The 23,360-nt window shown below is 70.3% G+C and carries 12 protein-coding genes and 1 pseudogene; 5 read left to right on the top strand and 8 right to left on the bottom strand.

Annotation, left to right across the window (positions count from 1 at the left end; genetic code table 11):
* Positions 1-43 precede the first annotated feature (43 nt).
* The gene (mobF, locus tag ACWF41_RS12360) at positions 44-3,580 is read left to right on the top strand and encodes a MobF family relaxase (protein WP_380317063.1); all 3,537 of its coding nucleotides are present in this window, start codon (positions 44-46) and stop codon (positions 3,578-3,580) included.
* A gap of 349 nt (positions 3,581-3,929) precedes the next feature.
* Here the strand turns inward: mobF and ACWF41_RS12355 are convergent, their stop codons facing one another.
* A complete protein-coding gene (locus ACWF41_RS12355; RefSeq protein WP_380317066.1) occupies positions 3,930-4,250 on the bottom strand; it encodes a hypothetical protein in 321 nt (106 codons plus the stop codon).
* Positions 4,251-4,308: 58 nt separating this feature from the next.
* Here ACWF41_RS12355 and ACWF41_RS12350 point away from each other — a divergent pair, with 58 nt between their 5' ends.
* On the top strand, positions 4,309-4,656 hold the full coding sequence (locus ACWF41_RS12350) for a hypothetical protein (RefSeq protein ID WP_380317069.1): 348 nt from the start codon (positions 4,309-4,311) through the stop codon (positions 4,654-4,656).
* A gap of 97 nt (positions 4,657-4,753) precedes the next feature.
* Here ACWF41_RS12350 and ACWF41_RS12345 read toward each other — a convergent pair whose 3' ends face one another.
* From ACWF41_RS12345 to ACWF41_RS12335, 3 genes are all read right to left on the bottom strand, one after another.
* Positions 4,754-5,062: a DUF7677 family protein gene (locus ACWF41_RS12345; protein ID WP_380317072.1), complete on the bottom strand. Its 309-nt coding sequence runs from the start codon at positions 5,060-5,062 to the stop codon at positions 4,754-4,756.
* 54 nt (positions 5,063-5,116) lie between these two features.
* Positions 5,117-6,481, bottom strand: a complete 1,365-nt coding sequence (locus tag ACWF41_RS12340; protein WP_380317075.1) for an SMI1/KNR4 family protein — start codon at positions 6,479-6,481, stop codon at positions 5,117-5,119.
* Between the two features lie 102 nt (positions 6,482-6,583).
* The gene (locus ACWF41_RS12335; RefSeq protein WP_380317078.1) at positions 6,584-6,925 is read right to left on the bottom strand and encodes a LysR family transcriptional regulator; all 342 of its coding nucleotides are present in this window, start codon (positions 6,923-6,925) and stop codon (positions 6,584-6,586) included.
* A 242-nt stretch (positions 6,926-7,167) separates the two neighbouring features.
* Between ACWF41_RS12335 and ACWF41_RS12330 the strand changes: the two genes are divergently transcribed.
* On the top strand, positions 7,168-16,041 hold the full coding sequence (locus ACWF41_RS12330; protein WP_380317081.1) for a golvesin C-terminal-like domain-containing protein: 8,874 nt from the start codon (positions 7,168-7,170) through the stop codon (positions 16,039-16,041).
* Between the two features lie 702 nt (positions 16,042-16,743).
* Here ACWF41_RS12330 and ACWF41_RS12325 read toward each other — a convergent pair.
* The 4 genes and pseudogenes from ACWF41_RS12325 to ACWF41_RS12310 form a co-directional block, all read right to left on the bottom strand.
* Positions 16,744-16,893: pseudogene (locus ACWF41_RS12325) on the bottom strand (IS110 family transposase); the annotation flags it as partial.
* Between the two features lie 109 nt (positions 16,894-17,002).
* Complete coding sequence (locus tag ACWF41_RS12320; protein WP_380317084.1) at positions 17,003-17,548, bottom strand: endonuclease V; 546 nt, start codon at positions 17,546-17,548, stop codon at positions 17,003-17,005.
* Positions 17,549-18,020: 472 nt separating this feature from the next.
* Positions 18,021-19,199 (bottom strand): hypothetical protein, encoded by a 1,179-nt coding sequence (locus ACWF41_RS12315; RefSeq protein WP_380326458.1) that lies wholly within the window; start codon positions 19,197-19,199, stop codon positions 18,021-18,023.
* Complete coding sequence (locus ACWF41_RS12310; RefSeq protein ID WP_380326456.1) at positions 19,196-19,852, bottom strand: RNA polymerase sigma factor; 657 nt, start codon at positions 19,850-19,852, stop codon at positions 19,196-19,198. Before ACWF41_RS12310 ends, ACWF41_RS12315 begins: the two co-directional genes overlap by 4 nt.
* Positions 19,853-20,054: 202 nt before the next feature.
* Between ACWF41_RS12310 and ACWF41_RS12305 the strand changes: the two genes are divergently transcribed.
* Positions 20,055-21,707: a hypothetical protein gene (locus ACWF41_RS12305; protein ID WP_380326453.1), complete on the top strand. Its 1,653-nt coding sequence runs from the start codon at positions 20,055-20,057 to the stop codon at positions 21,705-21,707.
* Between the two features lie 133 nt (positions 21,708-21,840).
* The gene (locus ACWF41_RS12300) at positions 21,841-23,310 is read left to right on the top strand and encodes a family 20 glycosylhydrolase (protein ID WP_380326450.1); all 1,470 of its coding nucleotides are present in this window, start codon (positions 21,841-21,843) and stop codon (positions 23,308-23,310) included.
* Positions 23,311-23,360: the final 50 nt, after the last annotated feature.

Raw genomic sequence — 23,360 nt, 5'->3', positions numbered from 1 at the left:
CTGATTCGCGCTCGACGCTCGGGCGTGTCCGCGGCGGTGTTCGATGACGGTGTCGGTGCGCAAGATGAGCGCGGGCAATGGGTATGAGTACCTGACGCGCTCGATCCGCAACGCTGACCTGGACGCCGCGCCGGCACGGGGCGCCGCGGCGGGATCGTGGGTGGATCCGGTGGCTGCCTACTACGCGGAGGCGGGCACTCCGCCGGGCTTCTGGCTCGGGGCAGGCCTGCCGGACCTGGGCGGTGGCCGCGCGTTGCGCCCGGACGATCCGGTGACCACGACGCACCTGCAGCGGCTGTTGGGTGAGGGCGTCGATCCCGTGACTGGTGAGCCGTTGGGGCGTCGGTATCCGAGATTCGTCCCGGTGCGGGAGCGGATCGCAGCGCGCGTCGCGCAGCTGGAAGCGGATCTGTCGGACGAGGCGCGACAGGCAGCGGTGGGGGCGATCACGGCTGAGGAGGTGAGGACGGGGGACCGGACCGCGACGGCGGGGTTCGATCTGACCTTCTCCGTGCCGAAGTCGGTGTCGGTGGTGTGGGGGTTGGCCGACCGCCGGACCCAGGGCCTGATCTTGGCGGCGCACCATCGGGCGGTGGCCGAGACGATCGGGTTCATCGAGCGGCAGGTGGCGGCGACGCGGGTGGGCGCGGATGCGGGGGACGGGTCGGTCGTGCAGGTGGACGTCACGGGGTTGGTGGCGATGGCCTTCGATCACTGGGACTCGCGGGCCCACGACCCGCAGCTGCATACCCATGTGGTGGTCGCGAACAAGGTCCGCGCCGTCGTGGACGGGAAGTGGCGCACCCTGGATTCGCGGGCGCTGTTCAACGCGAACGTGGCGTTCTCGGAGTTCTACAACGCGGTCCTGGCCGACAGGCTCACCGGCACCCTCGGGGTGACGTGGTCGCGCCGGGCGCGCGGCCGTGACCGCAGCCCGGCGCTGGAGATCGACGGGGTCCCGGACGACCTGATCCGGGAGTTCTCCTCGCGGTCGGTGGAGATCGAGCACTGCGCCGACGACCTGATCCGCGAGTACCGGCGGGAACACGGCCGGCACCCGTCGCGGCGGACGATCGTGCGGCTGCGGGCGCAGGCGACGCTGGCGACACGGCCGCCGAAGACGCTCGAGTCGCTGGGCGAGCTGACCGAGACGTGGCACGACCGGGCGTCGCGCGTCCTGGGGCGGGACTCGAGGGAGTGGTCGCAGGGGCTGATCGCCAGGGTGGTCGACGGCCTCGGAGCGGGGCGGTCCTTCACTGCCGGCGAGGTGCCGGACGACGCCGTCTCTTCCGCGGCGGGCGTGGTGCTGTCGGTGGTGGGGAGCAAACGCGCGACGTGGCGGCACTGGAACCTGTGGGCCGAGGCCGAGCGGCAGACGAACACGTGGCGCTTCCAGACCGCGCAGGACCGGCTCAAGGTCGTGGGCCGCATCGTCGCCGCAGCGGAGGCCGGGTCGGTGCGGCTGACGCCGCCCGAGCTGGCGCCGACGCCGGAGTTCCTGCGCCGCGCCGACGGCACCTCCAGCCTGCGGCCGCGGCACGCCACCGTCTACACCTCCGAAGCCGTGATCGCCGCCGAGGAGAGGCTGTTGGCGTCGAGTGCCGACACCACCGGTCCCGGCCTCGCGGGAGCCTTCTCGGGAGTGGTGGCGGACGACGCCGTCGCCCAGGGCGTGGTGTCCAGGTCCCAAGCCGATGCCGTCGTGTCCGTCGCGACGTCGGGGCGGGTGCTCGATGTGCTGGTCGGTCCGGCGGGCACCGGAAAGACCACGACCATGCGTCTTCTGCGCACCCTGTGGGAGACCACCCACGGCACCGGGTCCGTCGTCGGGCTGGCACCGTCCGCGGCCGCGGCACAAGTCCTTGCCGGAGACCTGCGGATCGGGTGCGAGAACACCGCCAAGTGGTTGTACGACCACGCGGCCGGTACGAGGGCCCTCCGGCCGGGGCAGCTCGTCATCGTCGACGAGGCATCCCTCGCGGGCACTCAGACCCTCGATCGACTTGCCCGGCATGCCGCCGACGTCGGGGCGAAGGTGCTGCTCGTCGGGGACCCCGCCCAGCTCTCCGCGGTCGAGACCGGCGGCGCCTTCAAACTTCTTGTCGGAGAACGACGGCGTGTCACTGGCGCCGTGCCCGAGCTCGTCGAGGTCCAAAGGTTCGCCCACGACTGGGAGAAGTCCGGGAGCCTGCGCCTGCGCGACGGCGACGTGGACGTCCTGCCTGTCTACGAGCGCCACGGCCGCGTCATAGCTGGCACGACGGACGAGGTAGTCGATGCCGCGTACACCGCCTGGCTGGCCGACCATGCCTCGGGGAAGAACTCCATCCTGATCGCCGCCGACACCTCCACGGTCACCGATCTCAACCGCCGCGCCCGCGCCGAACGCCTCCTCGCCGGGACCATCGACGACCGACGCGCCGTCATGCTGGCCGGGGACGTCGAAGCCTCAGCCGGCGACACGATCCTCACCCGCCGCAACGACCGTCACCTGCGCTACGGCCGCGACGGATGGGTGCGCAACGGCACCCGGTGCCAGGTACTCCACGTGCACCGCGACGGCTCCGTCACCGCGCAACCCGTTGGAGCTGGACAGGGGACCGACGCGGCTTCTCCGCGAAGCGCGTCGCCGAGGCTTCCGACCGTGCGTCTGCCCGCCGCCTATGTCGCCGAGCACGTCGACCTCGGCTACGCCACCACCGTCCACCGCGCCGAGGGCATCACCACCGACACCGCTCACCTGATCGCCACCCCGAGCATGACCCGCGAGCTGACCTACGTCGGGATGACGCGAGGTCGAGCCACCAACACCGCCTACGTCCCGCTCGACCACCCCGACCGGGAGGACAACCACTGCAGCCCCACAGGGAAGACGACGGACGACGGACTCTCGGAGCGGGCGCATGCCCGAGCGATCCTCGCCGGGATCCTGTCCAGGACTGGTGCCGAGCTCTCCGCCCACGAGTCGGTGCGGACCGAGCACGACCGACACCTGTCGATCGCCAGGCTGGCCGCCGAGTACGACACCATCGCCAACCACGCCCAGCGCCCCCGCTGGACGCACCTGGTCACGCACAGCCTCCGCGACCAAGGACTCGACGAGAACGCGATCGCTCGGGCGTTCGAGTCCGAAACGTTCGGACCGCTGTGCGCCGAGCTACGTCGCGCCGAGGCCGACGGACACGACGTCGACCGAATTCGTCCCCGCCTCACCGCGAACCGGCCGCTGCGCGACGCCGACGACGTCGTGGCCGTCCTGCATCACCGCCTCGCGACCGCCACGGCCGGCCTCAGGACCCGCCGGCCCGCTCGAATCGCGGGCTTCATCCCCGAAGCCCGCGGACCACTCCCCGACGACGTCGCCGAAGCACTGGCTGTCCGAGCAGAACTCATCGAACGTCGTGCGAGAGCCATCGCAACCGGGCATTGCGCGGCGAGGAACCATGGACGCGTCGACTGCCCCGGCCCCCGCTCGCGAACGACGCAGATCGGCGCCGCCTGGTCGTTGCCATTGGTGCCTACCGGGATCGATACGGCGTCACCGGCGATCAGCCTCTGGGAAGCCCGTCGAGCAGTCTGAGCCAGCGCGATGATGCTGGGCGTCTGGCCGCCCAGCTGAGACTCGTCGTCAGCCGACTCCAACGCGGGCCTCACCCTGAGGCCCGACAGCTTGGCCGGCGCAACCCCAGGCTCCAGGGGATGAAATCCCGGCGACACGATTCAACATCTCAGGCTGACGTGTCGAGGAGCGTGTGAAACGAATCTGCCAAGCGGTGCACGTCCTCACCGGCTCCGTGGTGCGTCGTCGTCGAGAAGGTCCACGAGTCATCGTCGTACGGTCTGTTCGTCACCTCCTACGGGATCGCAACCCGCCGAAGATCGCTGTCCGCAACGTCGTTGGGCTGCGGAGCTGTCTCGTCGGATCGTCCTCAACGCCACTCTTCCCACTTCTCGATTGCCTCAGAGGCTGCCGCCGCGTCTCCGAGACGGATCGACTTCGGGCGCGGGGTTCGCTCGGCGCGGCTCGTCCACGTGGGATGCACCATTGCAAACGTGCCGTCAACCAAGCTGACGATGACGTCGTCGGAGGGCCAGTATCGGGCCTCCACACGCACGATCTTGCCCGCCAACTCGTGATCGGGACTCAGTTCCAGCTCGATCTCGTCGAGCACAGCAGCGAAGTTGCTCTCAGCAGGCGGACCGGAGCCTTCACGGCTCCACCACTCGCCCGAGAGCCTCAGCACAGTCACACGCCGATCGTGCCACTTAGGCCATGTCTCCTGATGGCCGGCGGGGCAGGATGTGCCCGTGGAGCACCTCGTTGACCTGGATGTCCTTGCGGACCGGCTGCGGCCGGTCGTTGAGGGGTGGAGACGTGAGGTCGATGTCGGCCCGTTGACCTGGCGCGACTACGAGGCGGGTTGGCCGAAGCCGATCACGCCCGATCGGGCCAGCGTTCGGGTCCCCGAGTCGCTGGGGCTGACCCTTCGGAAGCGCGCCGTCGGCGACGTGCTCGAGATCGTCGTCTACACAGGCGGCTGGGCTGATGTCGAGTACCTGGTCGGCCTCGAGGTCTACACCTTCTGTCACGAGTTCCGGGACGCAGACGGTGCGTACTCGGCGGTGATGTCGGGGGTCACCGACTTCCTTGCTTAGGCCCACCGCAGCCAGGTGATGATTGCCGCGACGACGACCCCTGCGCGGTCGTCCTGGCCGCAATCATCGTCTGGTTGTGTTGCTGAGCCACGAACCGTCAGTAGAGCTCAACTTCCCAGTGCTCAAGTGCTGGTTCGCCGGGCGGAAGGCTCCCAGTGCAGTACTGGTAGATCCACGTTGCGGCCCGCCGCTCGGCGTACTTCTCGTTCACGGGTTCGCCATCGTCGTCGAGTTCCAGAACGTTGGCGAACACCGCGAAAAGGGTCTCCATCTGGCTCGGCGAGTCCCGCAAGTCGTCCCAGTATTCGATCCCATCCAGGAGCGGGCGACCGACCGAGCCGCGAGCAACCCAGCCCGCGAAACGCCGCAGCGCGCCAGACGCCCCGTGGGGCAGGTTCGTGGTCACACCCGGACTCTAGAGCTACCGGTGATGGCTGAGCCGGATGTCAAGAGACACGGCCTAGAGGCGTCCGTCGATGGTCACGGCCCGCTCGGACGGCTCGAGCCCGAAAAGCGTGCGCAGCTCATCCGTGATCACGGCGACCTCTTGCGGGTCCGTCGTGCTCCCGAATCCCGTGGTGACGGCGCAGGCCAGAAGCCCACGAGGCACGGCACCGGCGTCGAGCAAGGCCCGCCACTCGGCGGGCCCGGTTTCCAGGTACTCGAGCGAGCCGAGCCCTCCGAGCTCGAGGGGGTCCTTGATCGAGCCGGGGACCGAGACGAGCGTACGCAGCCGCGGCAGTCCGGCGGCTTCCGCCACGGTCGCCGGGTCCTCGGGGCGCTTGACGATGTACAGGACCTCGAGCTCGGGGGAGGCGACGTCCGACACGGCACGGCCGTTGGCCACGGTCACCTCGCCGTACTCCGGCAGGTCCTCGGTCCACCCGGTCACCATTCCGTCGCCCTCGTGTCGCTCGCCCCGGACGAAGGCGAGGAGCGAGTCCGCCAGGACCCTGGCGCCGAAGGGCTGGTCACCGCGTGACTCGTCGCTCCAGCCGATCACCTGGCCGACCTTGCCCGCCGGTCCGGGGACCGTGTCGATGGCGATCGTCACGGTGTCCGCGTTCCCCAGTACGAACCATTCGGGCGGCTGCGACAGGGCCTGGATCGCGTCGTCCGACGCCGTGTTGCCCGCGGTACGGGCCAGGGTCGACCAGCCGTGGTAACGGGTACGCGGCTCCGCGCGCCACGGCTCGTCGAGGGCCCATACGTCGAACGGGACGGGAGCGTTCCAGTCGAATTCCGCCCAGTCTGCGTACTGCTGACGCCCTCGCGTTGCGCTGTACAGGACGCGGGCCTCGGGCGGCAATGCCAGTCCCGAAGCCGTCTCGTACGCGTCGAGCTCGGCGTCCGACATCCCGGTCTCGTTCGGCCACAGGGCACGCAGGATCTGCTCGAGCGCCGGCAGGTCGACGGGGCCGCGGGGTTGCCCGGGAGCCGGCGGTGCGGGTCGGCGTCGGTACGGCTCTGGCATGGCGCCCTCGACGAGCGTGAGGTGCCCGAGTCGCTCGGTGCGTTCCTGCCCGGCAAGCACCGCGCGAACCGTGACGGCACCGTCCGCGCGGTAGTTCACCTTGAAGTCGACCCCCATCAGGCCGTCGGCCCGCAGTGCCTCGCGGACCGTCTCGAACGGGGCGTGCTGCTCGGCGTAGTCCTCGACCTGCATCGCGCGCCCGGGGACGAAGGGCGGCTGGGGGAACTGGACTCCGGAGACGCCGTGCCCGCCGTTCACGCCGACCGACCCGCTGAACCCGCTTGCCTCACGCAGATACGGCCGTGCGTATGCCACCAGTGGTTGCCAGGCCGCGAACTCCTCGGTCGCCACGCGGTGCTCCCCATCGTCTCGGGCGTTGTCAATCGGGCGAACTGGCCCTCGATGCGTAGATCGCGACGCTTGAGGCCGGTGAAAGTGCTGTGGGCAGTGCGCTCACGCAGCCGTGTTGGTGCAGGTGCACTGAGTGGTGGCCGGGTGATGGCGGGCGGCGCGCTGACGTGGACCGCGGGCCGCACGTCGGGCTCCGGCGGTGCGCATGCGGTCGACCTCGTTCAGCACGATGTCGCAGGAGGCGAGGACGGTGCGGCCGCTGTCGGTAAGGGTATAGCTGCCGTCGTCGACGCGGCGGACGAGCGTGACGCCCAGCTCCTCGCTGAGCGCGCTCATGCGCGTGCTGACGGAGCTGACGGCGACGCCGAGCTCGGCGGCAGCGCCCTTCATCGAGCGGTGCTCGACGACGGCCTGGAAGGTCCTGAGCTGAGCGAGTGATACCACTGAAGCCTCCTCGGGGCCGCACTGCCTGGCGGCGAGAAGGTACCTGCGACCGTTGCGGTCGTCAACTGTGCCGCTGTGAGCGGCTTGTCCGGTTTCAGGTTTTCCGAAGCCGAGTACCTGGCCAGGAATTTCACCCGCTACGTTCAGCCCGCTTGGATCGGCCTGTGCTAGGGGGCCGGCCGGCGTCTTTCCACAACCGGTGCACCGCATGGTCGCGTGTGCCCGAGGCCAGGAGTGTTGACGTGAGTTCATCGGTTCGCCGCCGCAGCATGCGGGCGCTTGTCGCCTCTGCGCTGAGCGCATCCCTCGTCGCGACGATCGTGGTGGGTGGTCCAGCATCCGCGATCGCGGCCGAGGAGCCGGACGCGTCGTCACCGGGCGAGCAGCTGCCGGCCGGTACGGACAGTGGTGGCTTCTGGGGCAAGCTGTTCGGCGGCGAGAAGGCGCCGGAGAAGGCGCCGACGTCTGCGGAGGGTGTGCCCGCGCGTGAGCATCTGCCGAAGGGTGAGGTTGCCCCGAAGGCGGAGCGGGTGCGGGAGCTGAAGGGTCGTCGTACGACGAACTCGCGCTCGTTCCTGATGAGCAACGGTCAGGTGCAGGTCGAGGTGTCGGGGGAGCCGACGTCGTTCGAGGCGGCGGACGGTTCCCTGCAGGACATCGACACGACGGTCGAGCCGACGGCGAAGGGCTCGAAGGTGCGCGGTCACGGCTGGGCGGCGTCGAACCGGAGCAACGTGGCGAAGTCGTTCTTCGGGACGTCGTCGGACTCCGTGCTGCGTGTGGAGGCCGACGGCGGCAACGGGGTGACCCTGGGCCTGGCCTCCGACAAGGAGGACGCGCTGGAGCCGGTCGTCGAGGGCTCCCGGGTGACCTATCCGGACGTGGACGCGCTGGCCGGCGGTGACCTGGTCTATGACGCGGAGCCGGGCCGGGTGAAGGAGTCGATCGTCCTGGACGAGGCGCCGACGGACCCGGTGAGCTTCGAGTTCACGCTGTCGGGCCTCGACGGGCTGGAGCCGCGTGCGGCGAAGGACGGGTCGATCGGGTTCTACGGCCAGGGCACCGACCCGGTGCTGACGATGCCGGCGGGGGTGATGTTCGACTCCGCGAAGGGTGCGTCGTCCGAGGGCGGCAAGGTGGCGCCGGCCGACGACCAGGGGCGTGCGGTCTCGACGGGGGTCGACTTCGACCTCGCCCAGGGCGCGGACGGCGGCTGGGCCTTGACGGTGACGCCGGACCACGAGTGGCTGGCGGCGAAGGAGCGCGTCTTCCCGGTGACGGTGGACCCGACGATCATCGTCGCGCCGACGCCGACGACCAGCAAGGACACGTTCGTCCACTCGCTGAACCCGACGACGAACTACGGGACGTCGGAGCGGCTCTCGGTCGGGCGTACCGACGGCGGCGGCATCGTGCGCGGCCTGGTGACGTTCCCGCTGCCGACCGTCCCGGCCGGGACGAAGCTGACGGCGGCGTCGCTGCAGATGTACTACTCCCAGACGCACACGAGCTACACGACGGACGTGGCGCTGGAGGCGCACCGCGCGAAGGCGTCGTGGGACTCGCTGTCCGCGACGTGGAACTCGACCAAGGACCTGGTGGGCGAGCTGTCGGGCACGCAGATCGTGGTCGACAACGGGGATGCGGGTTCGGCCGCGACGGGGTCGTGGACGGCGTCGGGCAACCCGGACCTCACGCAGTACGCGATCGGCGGGGACTACCAGTTCGCGACGGGCGCCCCGGCGGGCGACTCCTACACGTGGCGTCCGACGCTGCCGGCCGCGGGCAACTGGCGCGTGGACGTGCACCACGTCCCGGCCAATGACCGGATGACGAACGCCCCGTACACGGTGGCGTACTCCGGCGGGTCGAAGACGTACTCGGTGGACCAGCTGCGCGGCACGGGTGGCGTGTGGACGACGCTCGGCTCGCACCCGTTCAAGGCGGGCACGACCGGCACGGTGGTCCTGAAGGACACGACGTCGACGACGGCGACCGCGGTGATCGCGGACGCGGTGCGGTTCACCAAGGGCTCGACGGTGATCAAGCCGTCCGGCGAGCTGCAGAAGTGGCACTCCTACGACGTGACCGACACGGTGCAGGGGTGGCTGGACGGCACGTTCCCGAACTACGGGTTCGTGCTGAAGGCGGCGGACGAGTCCGCGAACGGACCGCTGGGCGGTCCGCGGTACGACGCGAGCGAGTACACCTACGGCGGCGAGACGCGCAACCGGCCGAAGCTGGTGCTGACGTACGGGCGCCCGGGTGTGGTGCTGGACATCCCGGACACGATCCACGCGACGGGCGCGGAGCTGGCCTGGTCGACGTACGCGGACCCGTCGACGTCGACGGCGGACGACCTGGTGGAGTACCAGGTGCACCGCAGCATCTATCAGACGTTCACGCCGTCGGCGGCGACGCTGGTGTCGCCGGTCGCGCCGGGGACGACGACGTTTACGGACACGACCGCGGTACCCACTCCCGCGGACAGCACGGACCCGTTGGGCCGGGCGTACTACTACCAGGTCGCGGTGAAGACGAAGGACGGCACGGTGGTGCCGTCCAGCACGCAGCTGGTGCGGCTGCCGAAGGCGGGGCACACCACCAAGGAGATCCTGGCCACGGGTGACACGTCGCTGTCCTCGGGCAAGCCGACGACGAACCTCAACGTGATCCAGGATGCGGGCCCGCAGAGCTGGGACATGGTCGGCAACGACTCGTCGTACTACGGCGACGTGCGGATGGTCGCGGAGTTCGACGACTGGGGCATCCCGGCCGGCGCGCGGATCACGGACGCGTCGTTGCGGATGTGGAAGACGGTCTCGGAGATCACCACCGCCGGTGGCGTGTACGAGGCGCGTCAGCTGACGACCGACTTCGACGAGACCACCGCGACGTGGAACGCCCCGAAGACCGGGGCGACGTGGACGAAGGCCGGCGGTGACTTCGGTACGACCGCGCTGGGCACCAACGCCGACTTCCCCGACGGGTCCGAGCGGGTGGGCTGGGACGTGAAGTCCCTGGTCCAGAAGTGGGCGGACGCCCCCACCGCCTACCGCGGCGTGATGCTGAAGATGGCGAACGAGACGCTCGCGCAGGAGCACACCCTGTTCGCGTCGCGGGAGCTGGAGTCCAAGGGCGGGCTCGAGCATTCGGGGCCCCGTCTGGCGATCACGTACCTGGACACGACGCCGGAGGGCACGTTCTACGCACCCGAGACGCCGTCGCGCATGGAGTCAGGCGCGTCCTACAGCGCGGACGTCACGGTGACCAACACGACGACGGGCACGTGGACGACCGCCGCCCAGCAGCTGCGCGCAACGTGGACGCTGCCCGACGGGTCCGCGGTCGCGGGGGCGCAGCCGACGACGGCGGCGCTGCCGCAGGACATGTCGCCGGGGGAGTCGCGCACGATCACCGCGCAGGTGAGCCCGCCGCCGGTGAGCGAGGGGAACAAGCGCAACGACGTGACCCTGAGCTGGCAGGTCGTCGCGGCCGGGACCTCGACGCCCGCGCCGGGGCTGCCCTCGGGTGGTCTGAAGCAGAACGTCGCGGTCGAGGACCCGACGTCCGACGAGCTGGGCCTGGAGTCGTTCTACACGTACGCGGGGAAGAACACCGGTGCGGGGTCGTCGGTGATGACGAACGTCGCGTCCGGGAACGCGGTGTGGTCGTACGACGCGTTCACGAACCCGGGCCGCGGGCTGACGTCGTTCGCCAGGTTCGCGTACAACTCGATGGACACGTCCGACACAGTGACCGGGTACGGCTGGTCGGCACAGCTGGCCGGCCCGGTCCGCCTGGGCGCGCCGCTGGACTTCCACCCCAACCCGCACCCGACCGAGGTGTTCCTGCCCGACGGTGACGGCACCACGCACGTGTTCCGCCTCGACGACACGACCGGCGAGTGGGTCGCACCGGCCGGGGTCAACTACAAGCTGTCGGCGAAGCCGGGCCTGGACTGCACGCCGGGCAAGGGCACGGACGAGGTCACCGACGCGTGGACGATGCTGCGCCCGGACGGGACCCGGTTCCTGTTCGACTGCGACGGGTACCTGACGTCCACGGTGGACAAGAACGGCAACACGCAGACGTTCACGTACGCGCAGCGCCAGTCGAACAACAAGCCGACGAAGTTCCTCACCTACGTCACCGATCCCGCCGGCCGGCAGGCCCTGAGCGTCGAGTACTGGGAGAAGGGGCAGACGGGGTACAAGTACGTCGACGCCTCCGGCGCGGTGGTCTCGGCCACGGGCAAGCTGTCGAACTCCAAGATCTACGACCACGTCAAGGCGATCACGGACGTCTCCGGCCGCCGCGTCGAGCTGTACTACACGGACAAGGGTCTGCTGGGGCAGCTGGTCGACGGCGCCGGGTCCGGCAAGGCGAAGACGTTCGGCTTCGCCTACGACGCCACGCAGGGCAACAAGAACGTCAAGCTGGTGAAGATCACCGACCCGCGCGGCAACGCGACCGCGATGGACTACTTCGCGCCGTCGGAGGGCGACGACCAGGCCGACCACTGGAAGGCCCAGACGATCACCGACCGTCTCGGCGGTGACACCACGTTCGCGTACGCGCCGAACGCGACCGACGCGACGCTGCGGGACGCGACGATCACGGACGACAAGGGCAAGGTCACGTCCTACACCTCGGACGTGCGCGGCCGCGCGCTGTCGGTGACGAACGCGAAGGCCGAGAAGGTCGCGCTGACCTGGGACGCGGACAACAACGTGCGCACCCTGACCGAGGCGAACGGCGCGGTCACGGCGTACTGCTACGACCCGAAGACCGGGTACCCGACCTGGCAGCGTGACGCCGAGCAGAACAAGGCGAACGGCGGTGCGCCGGCCGCGAGCGAGTGCGTGCGCGGGATGACCGCGGCCCAGGCGCCGAAGGGCGCGGCGGTGTACGAGTACGCCACCCGCGCCGACGGATACGCGGCGGACCTGTTCCGCACCACCTCGCCGGCCGGGCGGGTCAACCAGTTCGGGTACGACGCGTTCGGCAACCTGACGTCGGTGACGGACGGTCTCGGTCTGGCGACGTCGACCGCGGGCGACTACACCACCACCTACACCTACGACGCGTACGGGCAGCTCAAGACCGCGACGGACGCGAACGGCAACGCCACGACCTACTCGAGCTTCACCCCGACCGGGTACCCCGAGAAGATCGCCGACGCGCTGAGCAAGGTCACGACCAGCTCGTACGACGTACGCGGCCAGGTCCTGAAGGTCACGGATGCCACGGGCGGGTGGACCACGCAGGCGTACGACGTGTTCGGGCGCCCGCTGGAGTCCGCCACGCTCAAGTCGGGCAGCGGGACGAGCGCGGTGACGATCACGACGCCCGCTCCGGTGTACGACGCGAACGACAACGTCACCACGTCGATCGCACCGAACGGCGCGACCAGCACCGCGACCTACGACAAGGCGGACCAGGTCACCAGGACCACGGCGCCGAAGGACACCGACACCTCCGGTGAGCGGGCCACGACGTACGTGTACGACACGGTCGGGAACCTGACGGCGGTGACCGAGCCGAAGGGTGTGGCCACCACCACCGTCGCGGACGACTACACCACGACGTACACCTACGACGACTTGTACCAGCTGACCGCGGTGACGAACGCGGCCGGGGACCGGATCGAGTACGACTACGACAAGGTCGGCAACACCGTCGAGGTGCGGGACCCGAAGAAGGTCGCCTCCACGTCGACCACGGACTTCACCTCGCGCACCGGGTACGACCTGAACCACCGCCCGATCACGGCCACGGACGCCGACGGCAACGTCACGCGGACGGGGTATGACGCGGACTCGCTGGTCACCTCGGCGACCGACGCGGACGGCAACGTCACGACCACGAAGTACGACGCGCGTGGGGCGCAGGTCGAGGTCAAGGTGCCGCACTCGGGCACGGGTGACGCGATCGTGTACCGCACCACCAAGTACGAGTACGACGAGGTCGGCAACACCACCCGGGTGATCACCCCGCGGGGTGTGGACACCGCGGCGGCGGACGACTTTGCGCTGCGGACCGAGTACGACAAGCTGAACCGCCCGGTCAAGCAGTTCCAGCCGTACGACCCCGCCGACACCCGGTACAACAAGGCGGACGTGTTCACGGCTACGACGTACGACGCCGTCGGGCGTGTGGCGTCGACGTCGATGCCGGCCTCGGACGGGCAGACGAAGCGCAACACGACCACGTTCGAGTACTTCGCGAACGGGTGGGTGAAGAAGTCCACCGACCCGTTCGGGATCGCCACGACGTACGACTACGACGAGCTCGGCCAGCAGACGGCGCGCACGCTGACGTCCGCGGGTGGTTCGGCGAACCGCACGATGACGTGGTCGTACTTCCCGGACGGGAAGCTGAAGTCGATGGCGGACGACGGTGTCCCGGTGGGGTCGAACGAGGTCCTCGCGGACAACTCCGACCGCCAGTCGACGACGGTCAAGGGCACCTGGGCGACCGGTGACGTCACCGGTCAGCAGGGCATCGACCACCGCACGCACGCGGCGACGGCGACGCCGGGCGCGGACGCGTTCACGTGGAGCCTGGACGTGCCCGCGAACGGGACCTACGACCTGTACGTCGCGTACCCGAACGTGACGGGTGCGGCGAAGGACGCCGCGTTCACCCTCGCGCACGGCGACCCGGAGGTTGCCGCGGGCAGCGACGGCGCGCAGGTCGTGGAGCCGAAGGTCACGGTGGACCAGTCCGCCGGGGCGGGGGCGTGGAAGAAGGTCGGGTCGTACGAGCTCGACAAGAACGAGACGACGTCCCTGTCGCTGGTGCCGTCGGCCACGGGAGTGGTGGTCGCGGACGCGGTGAAGCTGGTGCGCGACAACAGCGCTGACGCCGACACCGAGCGCAAGACGTTCACCTACGGGTACGACCTGAACGGCAACCTGGAGACCATCGACGACACGTCCAAGGACGCGGGCGGCGCGGGTGCGGGGATCGACGCGTACAAGGTGGTCTACGACCAGCTGAACCAGGTGTCGTCGGTGACCGAGAACCCGGCCGCGACGTCGAAGGTCGTCACGTCGTACGTGTATGACGTGAACGGGCAGCCGACGAAGGTCACGCACCCGGACCAGGTCAGCGAGTACACCTATGACACGCGCGAGCTGCTGGCGACGGTCGGGGTGACCGACACGACCGGCGAGACGCCGGGGTCGGTGAAGACCACGACGTACGGGTACACGGCCCGGTCGCAGAAGGCGTCCGAGACGAAGCCGAACGGGAACGTGACCTCGTACGCGTACTTCCTGGACGGGGCGCTGAAGTCCACCAAGGAGTTGAAGAAGGACGGCAGCACGCTGGTCGCGTCGCACGCGTACACGTATGACGCGAACGGCAACCAGGCCACGGACGCGGCGTCGAAGATGAACGCGGACGACCATGGCGCGTACCTGGACTCGTCGACGACGTACACGTACGACCCGGTCGACCGGCTCGCGAAGAAGGTCAAGACCGGCAACGGGGCCTCGGACGAGGTGTACGTGCACGACGCGAACGCGAACGTCATCTCCCAGACGCTTAAGGGCGCGACGACGACCTACGCGTATGACCGCAACCGGCTGCAGACCGCCACGACCGGCGGGCAGACGGCGAACTACACCTATGACCCGTTCGGGCGCCAGCAGTCGGTCACGTCGGCGGGGAAGGTGATCTCCCGCAGCACGTATGACGGGTTCGACCACGTGGTGAAGTCCGAGAAGATGGACGACACCGGAGCCCTGGTCGCCACGACCTATCGGTTCGATCCGCTGGACCGCACCACCTCGTCCACCTCGGGTGGCAAGACGACCGACTACACCTACCTGGGTCTGTCGTCCGAGGTCCTCACCGAGGAGGTCGCGGGCGAGCTGTCGAAGTCGTACCAGTACTCCCCGTGGGGCGGGCGGCTGTCGCAGATCTCCCACCAGGCCGACGCCGAGGCCGGCGTCGAGGTGGGAGAGACGGCGTACTACGGGTACAACGCGCGCACCGACGTCGAGACCCTGACCGACGAGACCGGCAACACCACGGCGACCTACGGGTACACCGCCTACGGGTCCGACGACACCACCGAGTTCTCCGGGATCGACAAGCCCGAGGCCGGCGACCCCGCCGCGGCGGAGCCGTACAACGCATACAGGTACAACTCCAAGCGCCTCAACGCCGGCTCCGGCACCTATGACATGGGGTTCCGCGACTACGACCCCGGCCTCAACCGGTTCACGACGCGGGACATGTACAACGGGGCGCTCGCGGACATGGGTCTCGGAGGCGACCCGTACACCGGCAACCGCTACGCGTTCACGAGCGGAGACCCGATCAACCTAGTTGAGATGGATGGCCATCGTCCCGACGACTGCGCGACGTACTCGTGTTCAAAGTCTGGTGGCGAATGGCAGTATGGCGAGAAGTTCGAGAACACCGGAACGGTGGTCTCCATTGGAGAAGCCGAGACCGGTGGAGGGTTCGACGCAGCCGCTTGCGCGGACGTGGCACCCATGTACACAGGGACCTGGGTCTCAGGGGCACTTGCTTGCGACTTCGCAGCGGCGGGCGAGGAGGACCCTCACCTGACACTCGATATTGCTGGCCAATTGCCGGGGGCAGGCGTCCTTGCCGATACTGGAAACTGTGCGTGGTATTGGGCTGAAGGTAGCACCGTCGATGCGAGCATTTCCTGTGGTGCCGCAGTTCCCGGTCCTTATGGAATGGCCGCTTCGGCGGGAAGGATCTCCAAGCGAATCGGTGAGATCGCTGAGGCTGCCGACGATGCATCTGACCTAGCCCGAGTCTTCGGACGATTCACGCCGGCTGACATTCGTGCCGCCGCGGGCGCACCAGACAAGGCGGGCCTGACCAGGGTCGGGCGCGCTTTGCAGAAGCACTCCGACCGTCCTGGTAGCGTCTTCCGCGGGATGTCGACCGGAAACCCCGCCGCACGCAACCAGCAGGGCATGGACCTGCTGGATGAGATGCTTGGGGATCCCGGAGTGCGGACGGAGGTGCTGGACAACGTGACGAATATTTGGGATTCAAGTGGGCGCGGAATGCGTCTTAACAACAACGGTACGTTTATGGGGCTTCTGGAGCCGAGATCATGATTGCCGGATACCGATTACTTTTGGTGAGTTCGGTCGGTGAGCGAGATGGGATGGCGTTAGAAGTCACACACGACACTGGCGCGAGGGTGGCCGAAGTGTTCGAAGATGATGAAACCGGAATGAGGACGGTCAGCCTCTTCGAAGACGATGTTCCGTTGGGCGTAGTCGAGTGGTTGCTCTCCGAAGCGCGCGAACAGTTGTGATCGCTCTTCGCATACCGCAGGTTGGTGTCAATCGGCCGTAGCAACGGATTGCGGGCACTGTCGAGGACGCAGTTGATTCCGTCCGCGTCTCCGCAGAGTACTGAATAGCCCCGGGCTCGGTGGAGGCTCGGTTACCTGGCTCCGGCTGCGAGTTCGACCGGGTTGTCTGGAGCGTAGTGGTGCTGCCAGAACTTGTCCTCGAACTCGGCCGGCGGGACGAGCCCGGTCTCGCCGTGCAGGCGTCGGTGGTTGAACCAGTCGGTGTACTCTGCAATGGCGACTCCACGTCCGTGACGGACTTCGAGCCCTCGGCCGGGCGCATGACGGGATTCGGATGGACTCGGCCTTGAACAGCGAGTTCAACGCCTCGGCCATCGCGTTGTCGTACGAGGTCGCCCTTGGAGTCGACCGAGACCAGGGCGTCGGCGAGCCGCTCGGTGTACTGAATTGCCCGATATTGGACTCCGCGGTCGCTGTGGTGCGACGCTCCTTTGGTTCGTCAAGCGGTGATCGGGGCTGCCTCGAGTAGGCGGTAGAGGTCTCGGGCTATGTAGCGCTTGAGACAGCGTCGGATCTCACGGTCGGTCTTACCTTCGCTGGTGCGGCGGGCGACGTAGTCGCGGGTGCGGTCGTCGTAGCGGATCCGGGACAGCGCGATGGTGAAGCGCCCAGGTCCTCTGCCGCTCCTACGCGGGCTGAACCCTGGGGTGCTTCAGGCTGCGCGGTTGAGTAGGTCGTGGCGCCGGGTCGTGTAGACCTCACCTGCTCGGCCGTGACCGCGAATTGGGCTGAGTTCGGCCGCGCGCGAGGCGGTCCACTCTTGCCAGTGCGTCGGGGATCCGGTTCGGCCCTGTCATCGCCTTGACGATCCGCGCTGCCTCGGCAACGTCGAGCCCGGTGGCGGTGACGTAGAGGGGGCGCGTCGCGATGCCGCGGAGCACCTCGGCGGCGTGCGTTGCGGTGCGGAACGGAGTCTTGGCGACGCCGATGACCGGGACTCCGATTGTCTCGGAGGCGTGCGCTCCGAGCCCGGCGCGGCCGTGGGGGTCGAGGGTGGCGTATCCGTCGATGACGAGCAGGTCGAGGTGGGGGCCGAGGTCGAGGACGGCGTGGATGCATGGGAGTTCCCGCTTGAACAGTGCCCCGGGCTCGTAGGGCTCGACCTCGGCGATGTCGGTGACGTGCTCGGACTTTGTTGTAGAGAGTGTCAGGTCGCGGCACACGACGAGGGCCGACCTGGCTCCGCCCTGGTCGTCGTAGTGGACGTCGACCGCGCCGACCGTCGTGGTCGTGGTGTGCTCCATTCCGGGCTCAGCTGGCGTCGGTGATGAGGGCGGCGAGGAGTGCGTTAGGGGTAGCAGGTCGGCGTTCCGTCGGTCTCGGTGAGCTGGCCAAGGTCATCGCTCTTGCGGTTCACATCGTGCCACGCGTCGTGCCACGGATTGGGGCTCGTGCCACGCGATTGCCGCGCTCCGGCGGTGCATGCGCGAGCACGGTTGCCCCTGGTCTTGCCCCGCCTGAGGGTGGCAGAATCGGGGTACGCGATCCGCGAGATTTCAGCGTTTCTGCGGCTCCGCGAGTCATGAACAGAACAAGACCACACGCGCCTCGGTCGGCTGGAGTCGGGCCCGAGCTTCTTGGAGAAGGTCGGGGGTTCGAATCCCCCTAGCTCCACCGAAAGCCGAAGGCCGTCGCACATCGTGCGGCGGCCTTCGGCGTGTCCGGAGCGCGGCGCACGCGCACGGCCTCGGGGCGGGGCGCCGTCCGCGGCCCGTCTCAGCGCAGGCGCGGATCGTCCAGGTCGACGTGCTCGACGGACCGCGCGATCGTCCGCATCGCGTCGAGGGTGTCGACCTGCGCGACCAGCCGGTACCGCACGCCCGACCGCACCCACCGCAGCTCGGCACCTCCCTGCCCCTGGGGCGTCCAGACGGCGCGCACCCCGTTGAGGTCGACGAGCTGGAGCCCGAACTCGGCCACCTCCGCCTCGACGGGCGCGATCGCCGGGGTCGTCACCTCGAGGAGCGCGGACGACGGCCCGGGGACCTCGACGTGCCCACCGTCCGCGTCGCGGGTGACGACGCGGTCGTCCGGCCCGTACTCGACGGACCAGCGGTACGTCGACCGTTCCCCGACCTCCGGGTCGATCACGGGCGCGCTCTCGAAGCCGGCCGGGACGCTGGCCGGGTCCAGGATGCCGTCGGCGTCGAACTCCAGGGCGTCGAGCAGGGTCACGGTCTCCTTCTCCGCCATGCCCTCGGCGACGGCGTACCAGCGGACGCCGCTCCCGTCGATCCACGTGAGGCGCTGACGGGGGACGTCCGGGTCGTTGACCCACGCGAGCACCCAGCCGTCCGCGCCGCGGAGCGTGACCTGGTCGGCCGAGCCGAGGTCCTCGATCCGGGTGAGGGGCCCGGCCGCGACGTCGCGATAGACGTTGAGCCCCTGCACGGCGCCGGGGGCGTAGACCACGGCCGACGCGACCGCGACCGGGCAGTGCCGGAAGTTCTCGAAGGCCGTGACCCGGCCCGCGCGCCCCTGCCCCACCACTGCCGCGACGTCCGCGACGGGGCTGTCGGCCCAGGTGTCGCGCGGCATCGGCGTCGACAGGTCGGCGTCCACCTCCGCCGCGCTGCAGGACGGGTCCGCCGCCGCGGCGGCGGGGACCAGACCGAGCGGGCCGGACGGCGCCTTCCCGGGGTCCGCACCAGGGGTCGCCACGACGGCGACGGCCAGGACCGCCGCGGCCGCCGCGGTCGCCAGGCCGGCGGTGAGCGCGAGCCGGGACCAGGGGACCGACGCGCGACGACGGCCGTCGCGGTGCGGTGCGGGCCGACGCCGGGCGTGATCGGCGCGACCGGCCTCGGCGCCGCGCCGAGCGGCGGCCAACCCCTCGGGGTCGACCGGAAGGTTCGGCGCGAGAGCCGCCACACGGTCGAGTGGGTCGCGAGTCATCGGTGACCTCCGGCGGGACGATCGGGAAGGGGGTGGGTGGCGAGAAGATCCGGCGCAGGGGGACGGCGTGGTGGCGCGGCCGGGCTCGGGACGGCCGAGCCCAGGTCGTCGGCGTCGAGCAGCTCGGTGAGCCTGCGGCGGGCCCGGGAGAGGCGGACGTCGAACGTGCCCAGCCGGCAGCCCGCGACACGGGCGGCCTGCTCCCGCGACAACCCGTCCCACGCGACGAGGAGGAGCGCCTCGCGATCCTTCTCCGTCAGCCGCGCCAGCGCGAGGAGCACGTGCGCGCGCTCCGCCACCGCGGAGTCGGGGGCGGGGGCCGCGGCGTCGCGCCCGGCAACGGTGCCGAGCCGGGCGACGAGGGCGGCGGACCGCCGCGTGGACCGGTGAGCGTTGCGGATGACGTTGCGGGCCACGCCGACGAGCCACGGCAGCACCTCGTCGTCGGGAATCTCGTCCGTCCCGGCGCCGTGCCGGCGCCACGCGACGAGGAACGTCTCGGACACGACCTCCTGCGCGGCGTGGGCGTCGACGTGCCGCATCGCGTACGCCTGGACGCGCGGCGCGTGACGGCGCCACCAGTCGGCGACCCGGGCCTCGTCCGGGGGCACGCCGTCGCGCGGCGGCGACGGCGCCCGAGGAGAACTGTTCATGCCGGGAGATGTCCGTCCATCCCGAGGAACTTACCGGCGGGTCTCGCGCCGACGCCGTCGCCGCGGGGCGCGACGCCCGCGGCGCCGTCGCAGGTGACGACGCCGCGTGGCAAGGCCCGGGCGCGGGGGCCGCACGCCGACGGCCCGGGACGCCGGACGGGACGACGTCGACCCCGGCCGCAGGATGCGCAAAGATGAGGGAGTGCCCCTCCGGAACGTCCGATTCGTCCTGCCCGTCGTCGTCCTGACCGGTGCACTCGCCCTCGCAGGCTGCACGGCGTCGCCCCCCGACGGTTCGTCGGCCTCCCCGGCGGCGGCGTCGTCGGTCGCGGTGCGCGACCTGCCGGACCACACCGTGCTGCTGGACTCCGCGGACCCGGTCGAGCTGGCGCTGACCACGAGCCAGACGGTCTACGCGCGATCGGAGATCGTGGTGCTGGCGGACGCCGACGACCAGGACGCGCTGCCCGCCCTCGCGGCCACGGCCGTGGCCGTGCACGCTCCCGCGCTGCTGACCGACGGCACCGGCGCGGGCGTGACGGAGGAGCTCGGGCGGCTCGGCGCGCGCGTGGCCGTGGTCGTCACCGGTGACGACGTCCGCGGCGGCGAGGACGGCACCACCCGGGACGAGGACGACGCGGCGTCGCGCCAGGCCGCGGAGGCGGCCGGCGTGCAGGTGCTCGACATCGCTCCCGACGTGCTCGACGGCGTCGACGGCGCGGGCCCCACGCTCGAGGACGACGACCTGGACGACCTCGCCGACCAGCTCGACGGGATGCTGGGGGGCGACGTGACGTCGTCGCCGTCCGCGTCCGACGGCGAGGGCGGTTCCGAGCCTGGCGGGCCGCGGCTCCTGCGGGAGGTGCTGGCGCTCATCGACCCGGCGGAGGGGCAGGAGGCCGCGATCGCGTCCCTGCGCGCGGCCGGCGCCGTGACGACCCGGGTGCCCGGCGGGGATCTCGGCTCGCGCGACGTGGTGCAGACCGTCGACCGGGCGCAGGCCCTCACCGTCGTGGGGGTGGGCCGGTCGTTCGGGGACGCGGCCACGTTCGCCTGGCGTGTCGCGGCCGCCGAGCGGGCCGCGCTGCTGCCCACCGGCAGCCAGCACCTGCTGCCCGCGCGGTACGTCACCGTCCCCGCGACGGTCTGGGACGACCCGGCGACGGCGGTCGCGCGGGCGCAGGCCGCGGCCGCCGCGTACACGCCCGCCGACGGGACCGACACCGGGACCGACGGGGGCGACGACGTGGGCCCGGTCGTGCCGACGCTCGTGCTCCCCGTGAGCACGACGGCGACCAGCCCCGGCGACGACGGCGACTGGGTCACGCAGGAGGACGTCGAGGCGCTGCGCCCCCTCGTCTCCGCGGCCCGCGACGCCGGGGTCTACGTGCTGCTCGACATCGGGGCCGGCCCCGCGCCGGTCGCGGACCAAGTGCGCGCGGCGGAGCCTCTGCTGGGTTCGTCCGGCGTCGGCGTGTCCGTGCGGCCGGAGAAGCGGGTGGGGGACGGAGCCTCCACCACCTCGCACGAGATGACCGCCGACGAGCTCGACGAGGTCACCGCCTACCTGGCCGACCTCGTCTCCCGCGAGGGGCTGCCGCCGGCGCTGCTCGTCGTGCACCAGACGCGGCCGGAGTCGGTGCCCGACCGCGAGCTGCTGCACTCGCTGCCGCAGGTCGAGGTCGCGGTCGTCGCCGACCGGACCGGCGGCGTCACGACGGGCGAGTGGGTGTGGAACCAGGTGAGCGCCGACGTCCCGAAGGGGGTCCGGCTGGGCTGGTCCGGTCCGGCCGTGGGCGTGCTCGACTCGGTGCTGCCCGCCGACCCGGCGCCGGTCGTGATCGACACCTACTGAGCGCGCCCACGCCCGGGCGCCGGTGGTGCGGCGTTGTTGGAGCGCGCCTCGGACAGCGTCGTTGACACGGGTTCCTCCTATTCGGCAGGATCGTTAACGTAACGATTCGACCCGCGTCTGGAGACTGATCCCCGTGCTGCCTCTCATCCCGTGGCCCACCGTCGTCGAGGGCGCTGCCGTCGAAGGCCACGACGCGCCGTCGCTCGCCCTGGACGCGGCCGTCGTCGTCGCCCCGGACGACTCCCTCTCCGCCCTGGCGGCCGAGCAGCTCGCGGCCGCCGGCGTCCGCGTCGTCACCGACGGTGCCGGCGAGGACGGGGCCACCCCGGTGGTGCTGCGGCTCGACGACGCGGCCGGGCCCGAGGGCTCCGACAACCCCGAGCGCTACACGCTGCGCGTCACGACCGCGGGGGTCGAGGCGACCGCGGCGGAGCCCGTCGGGCTGCTGCACGCCGCGCGCACGCTCCGTCAGCTCGTCACGACCACGGCCGAGGGCGCCCGCGAGGTGCCCGCCGTCGTCGTGCACGACGCGCCGCGCTACCGCTGGCGGGGCCTGTCGTTCGACGTCGTGCGGCACTGGTTCGCCCCCGAGGACATCCGCGCCGTCGTCGACCTGGTCGCGGCGTTCAAGCTGCGGGTGCTGCACCTGCACCTCACCGACGACCAGGGCTGGCGGATCGAGACGCCGTCGCGCCCCGAGCTGGAGAAGGCGTCGGACAACCAGGTGGGCGGCGGCACCGCCGGCTTCCTCACCACCGACGACTACCGCGAGCTGCAGGAGTACGCCGCGGCGCGGTTCGTCACGATCGTGCCGGAGTTCGACATGCCGGGGCACATCAACGCCGCGCTGCAGGTCTACGGCTCCCTCACCCAGGACGGTCTGGCGACCGAGAAGTACGACGGCATCGAGGTCGGCTTCTCGCGCCTGTGGTTCGACAACCCCGCGACGGAGCCGTTCCTGCGCGACGTCATCGGCGACATCGCCGCCATGACCGACGGCGACTGGGTGCACGTGGGCGGCGACGAGGTGCACACGATGGAGGTCGAGGAGTTCGCGAAGTTCGTCGAGCTCGCGGGCCGCATCGTGCGCGAGCACGGCAAGACGCCGATCTTCTGGCAGGAGGGCGCCCGCGGACCCGTGGAGCCCGGCACGCTGTTGCAGTACTGGGAGCCGAAGGGCGAGGAGTTCGCCAGGTTCGTCGCCGCGGCCGAGGCCGGCGCGCGGTTCATCATGTCGCCCGGCAACCACGCCTACCTGGACATGAAGTACACCCCCGAGCACGAGCTGGGCCTGCACTGGGCCGGCTACGTCGAGCTGCGCGACTCCTACGAGTGGGAGCCCACCGCCGTCATCGACGGGCTGCCCGCCGACTCCGTCGAGGGCGTCGAGGCCGCCGTCTGGACCGAGACGATCACCACCCGCGACGAGCTGTTCTCCATGCTGCTGCCGCGCCTGGGCGCCGTCGCCGAGGTCGCCTGGACCGCTCCGGAGCGCAAGGACTGGGACGCGTTCCGCGCCCGCGTCGCCGCGCAGGCGCCGGGGTGGCGCGAGACCGGCTGGGCGTTCCACGAGACCCCGCAGGTGGACTGGCCCACCGCCTGAGCGTTGTGAGCGGGGGGGTGGGGGAGTGTCTTTTGCCGGAAAAAAGGAAA

The sequence above is a fragment of the Isoptericola sp. NPDC055063 genome (genome assembly GCF_053608125.1).
This window is presented reverse-complemented; position numbering and strand designations above follow the sequence as displayed.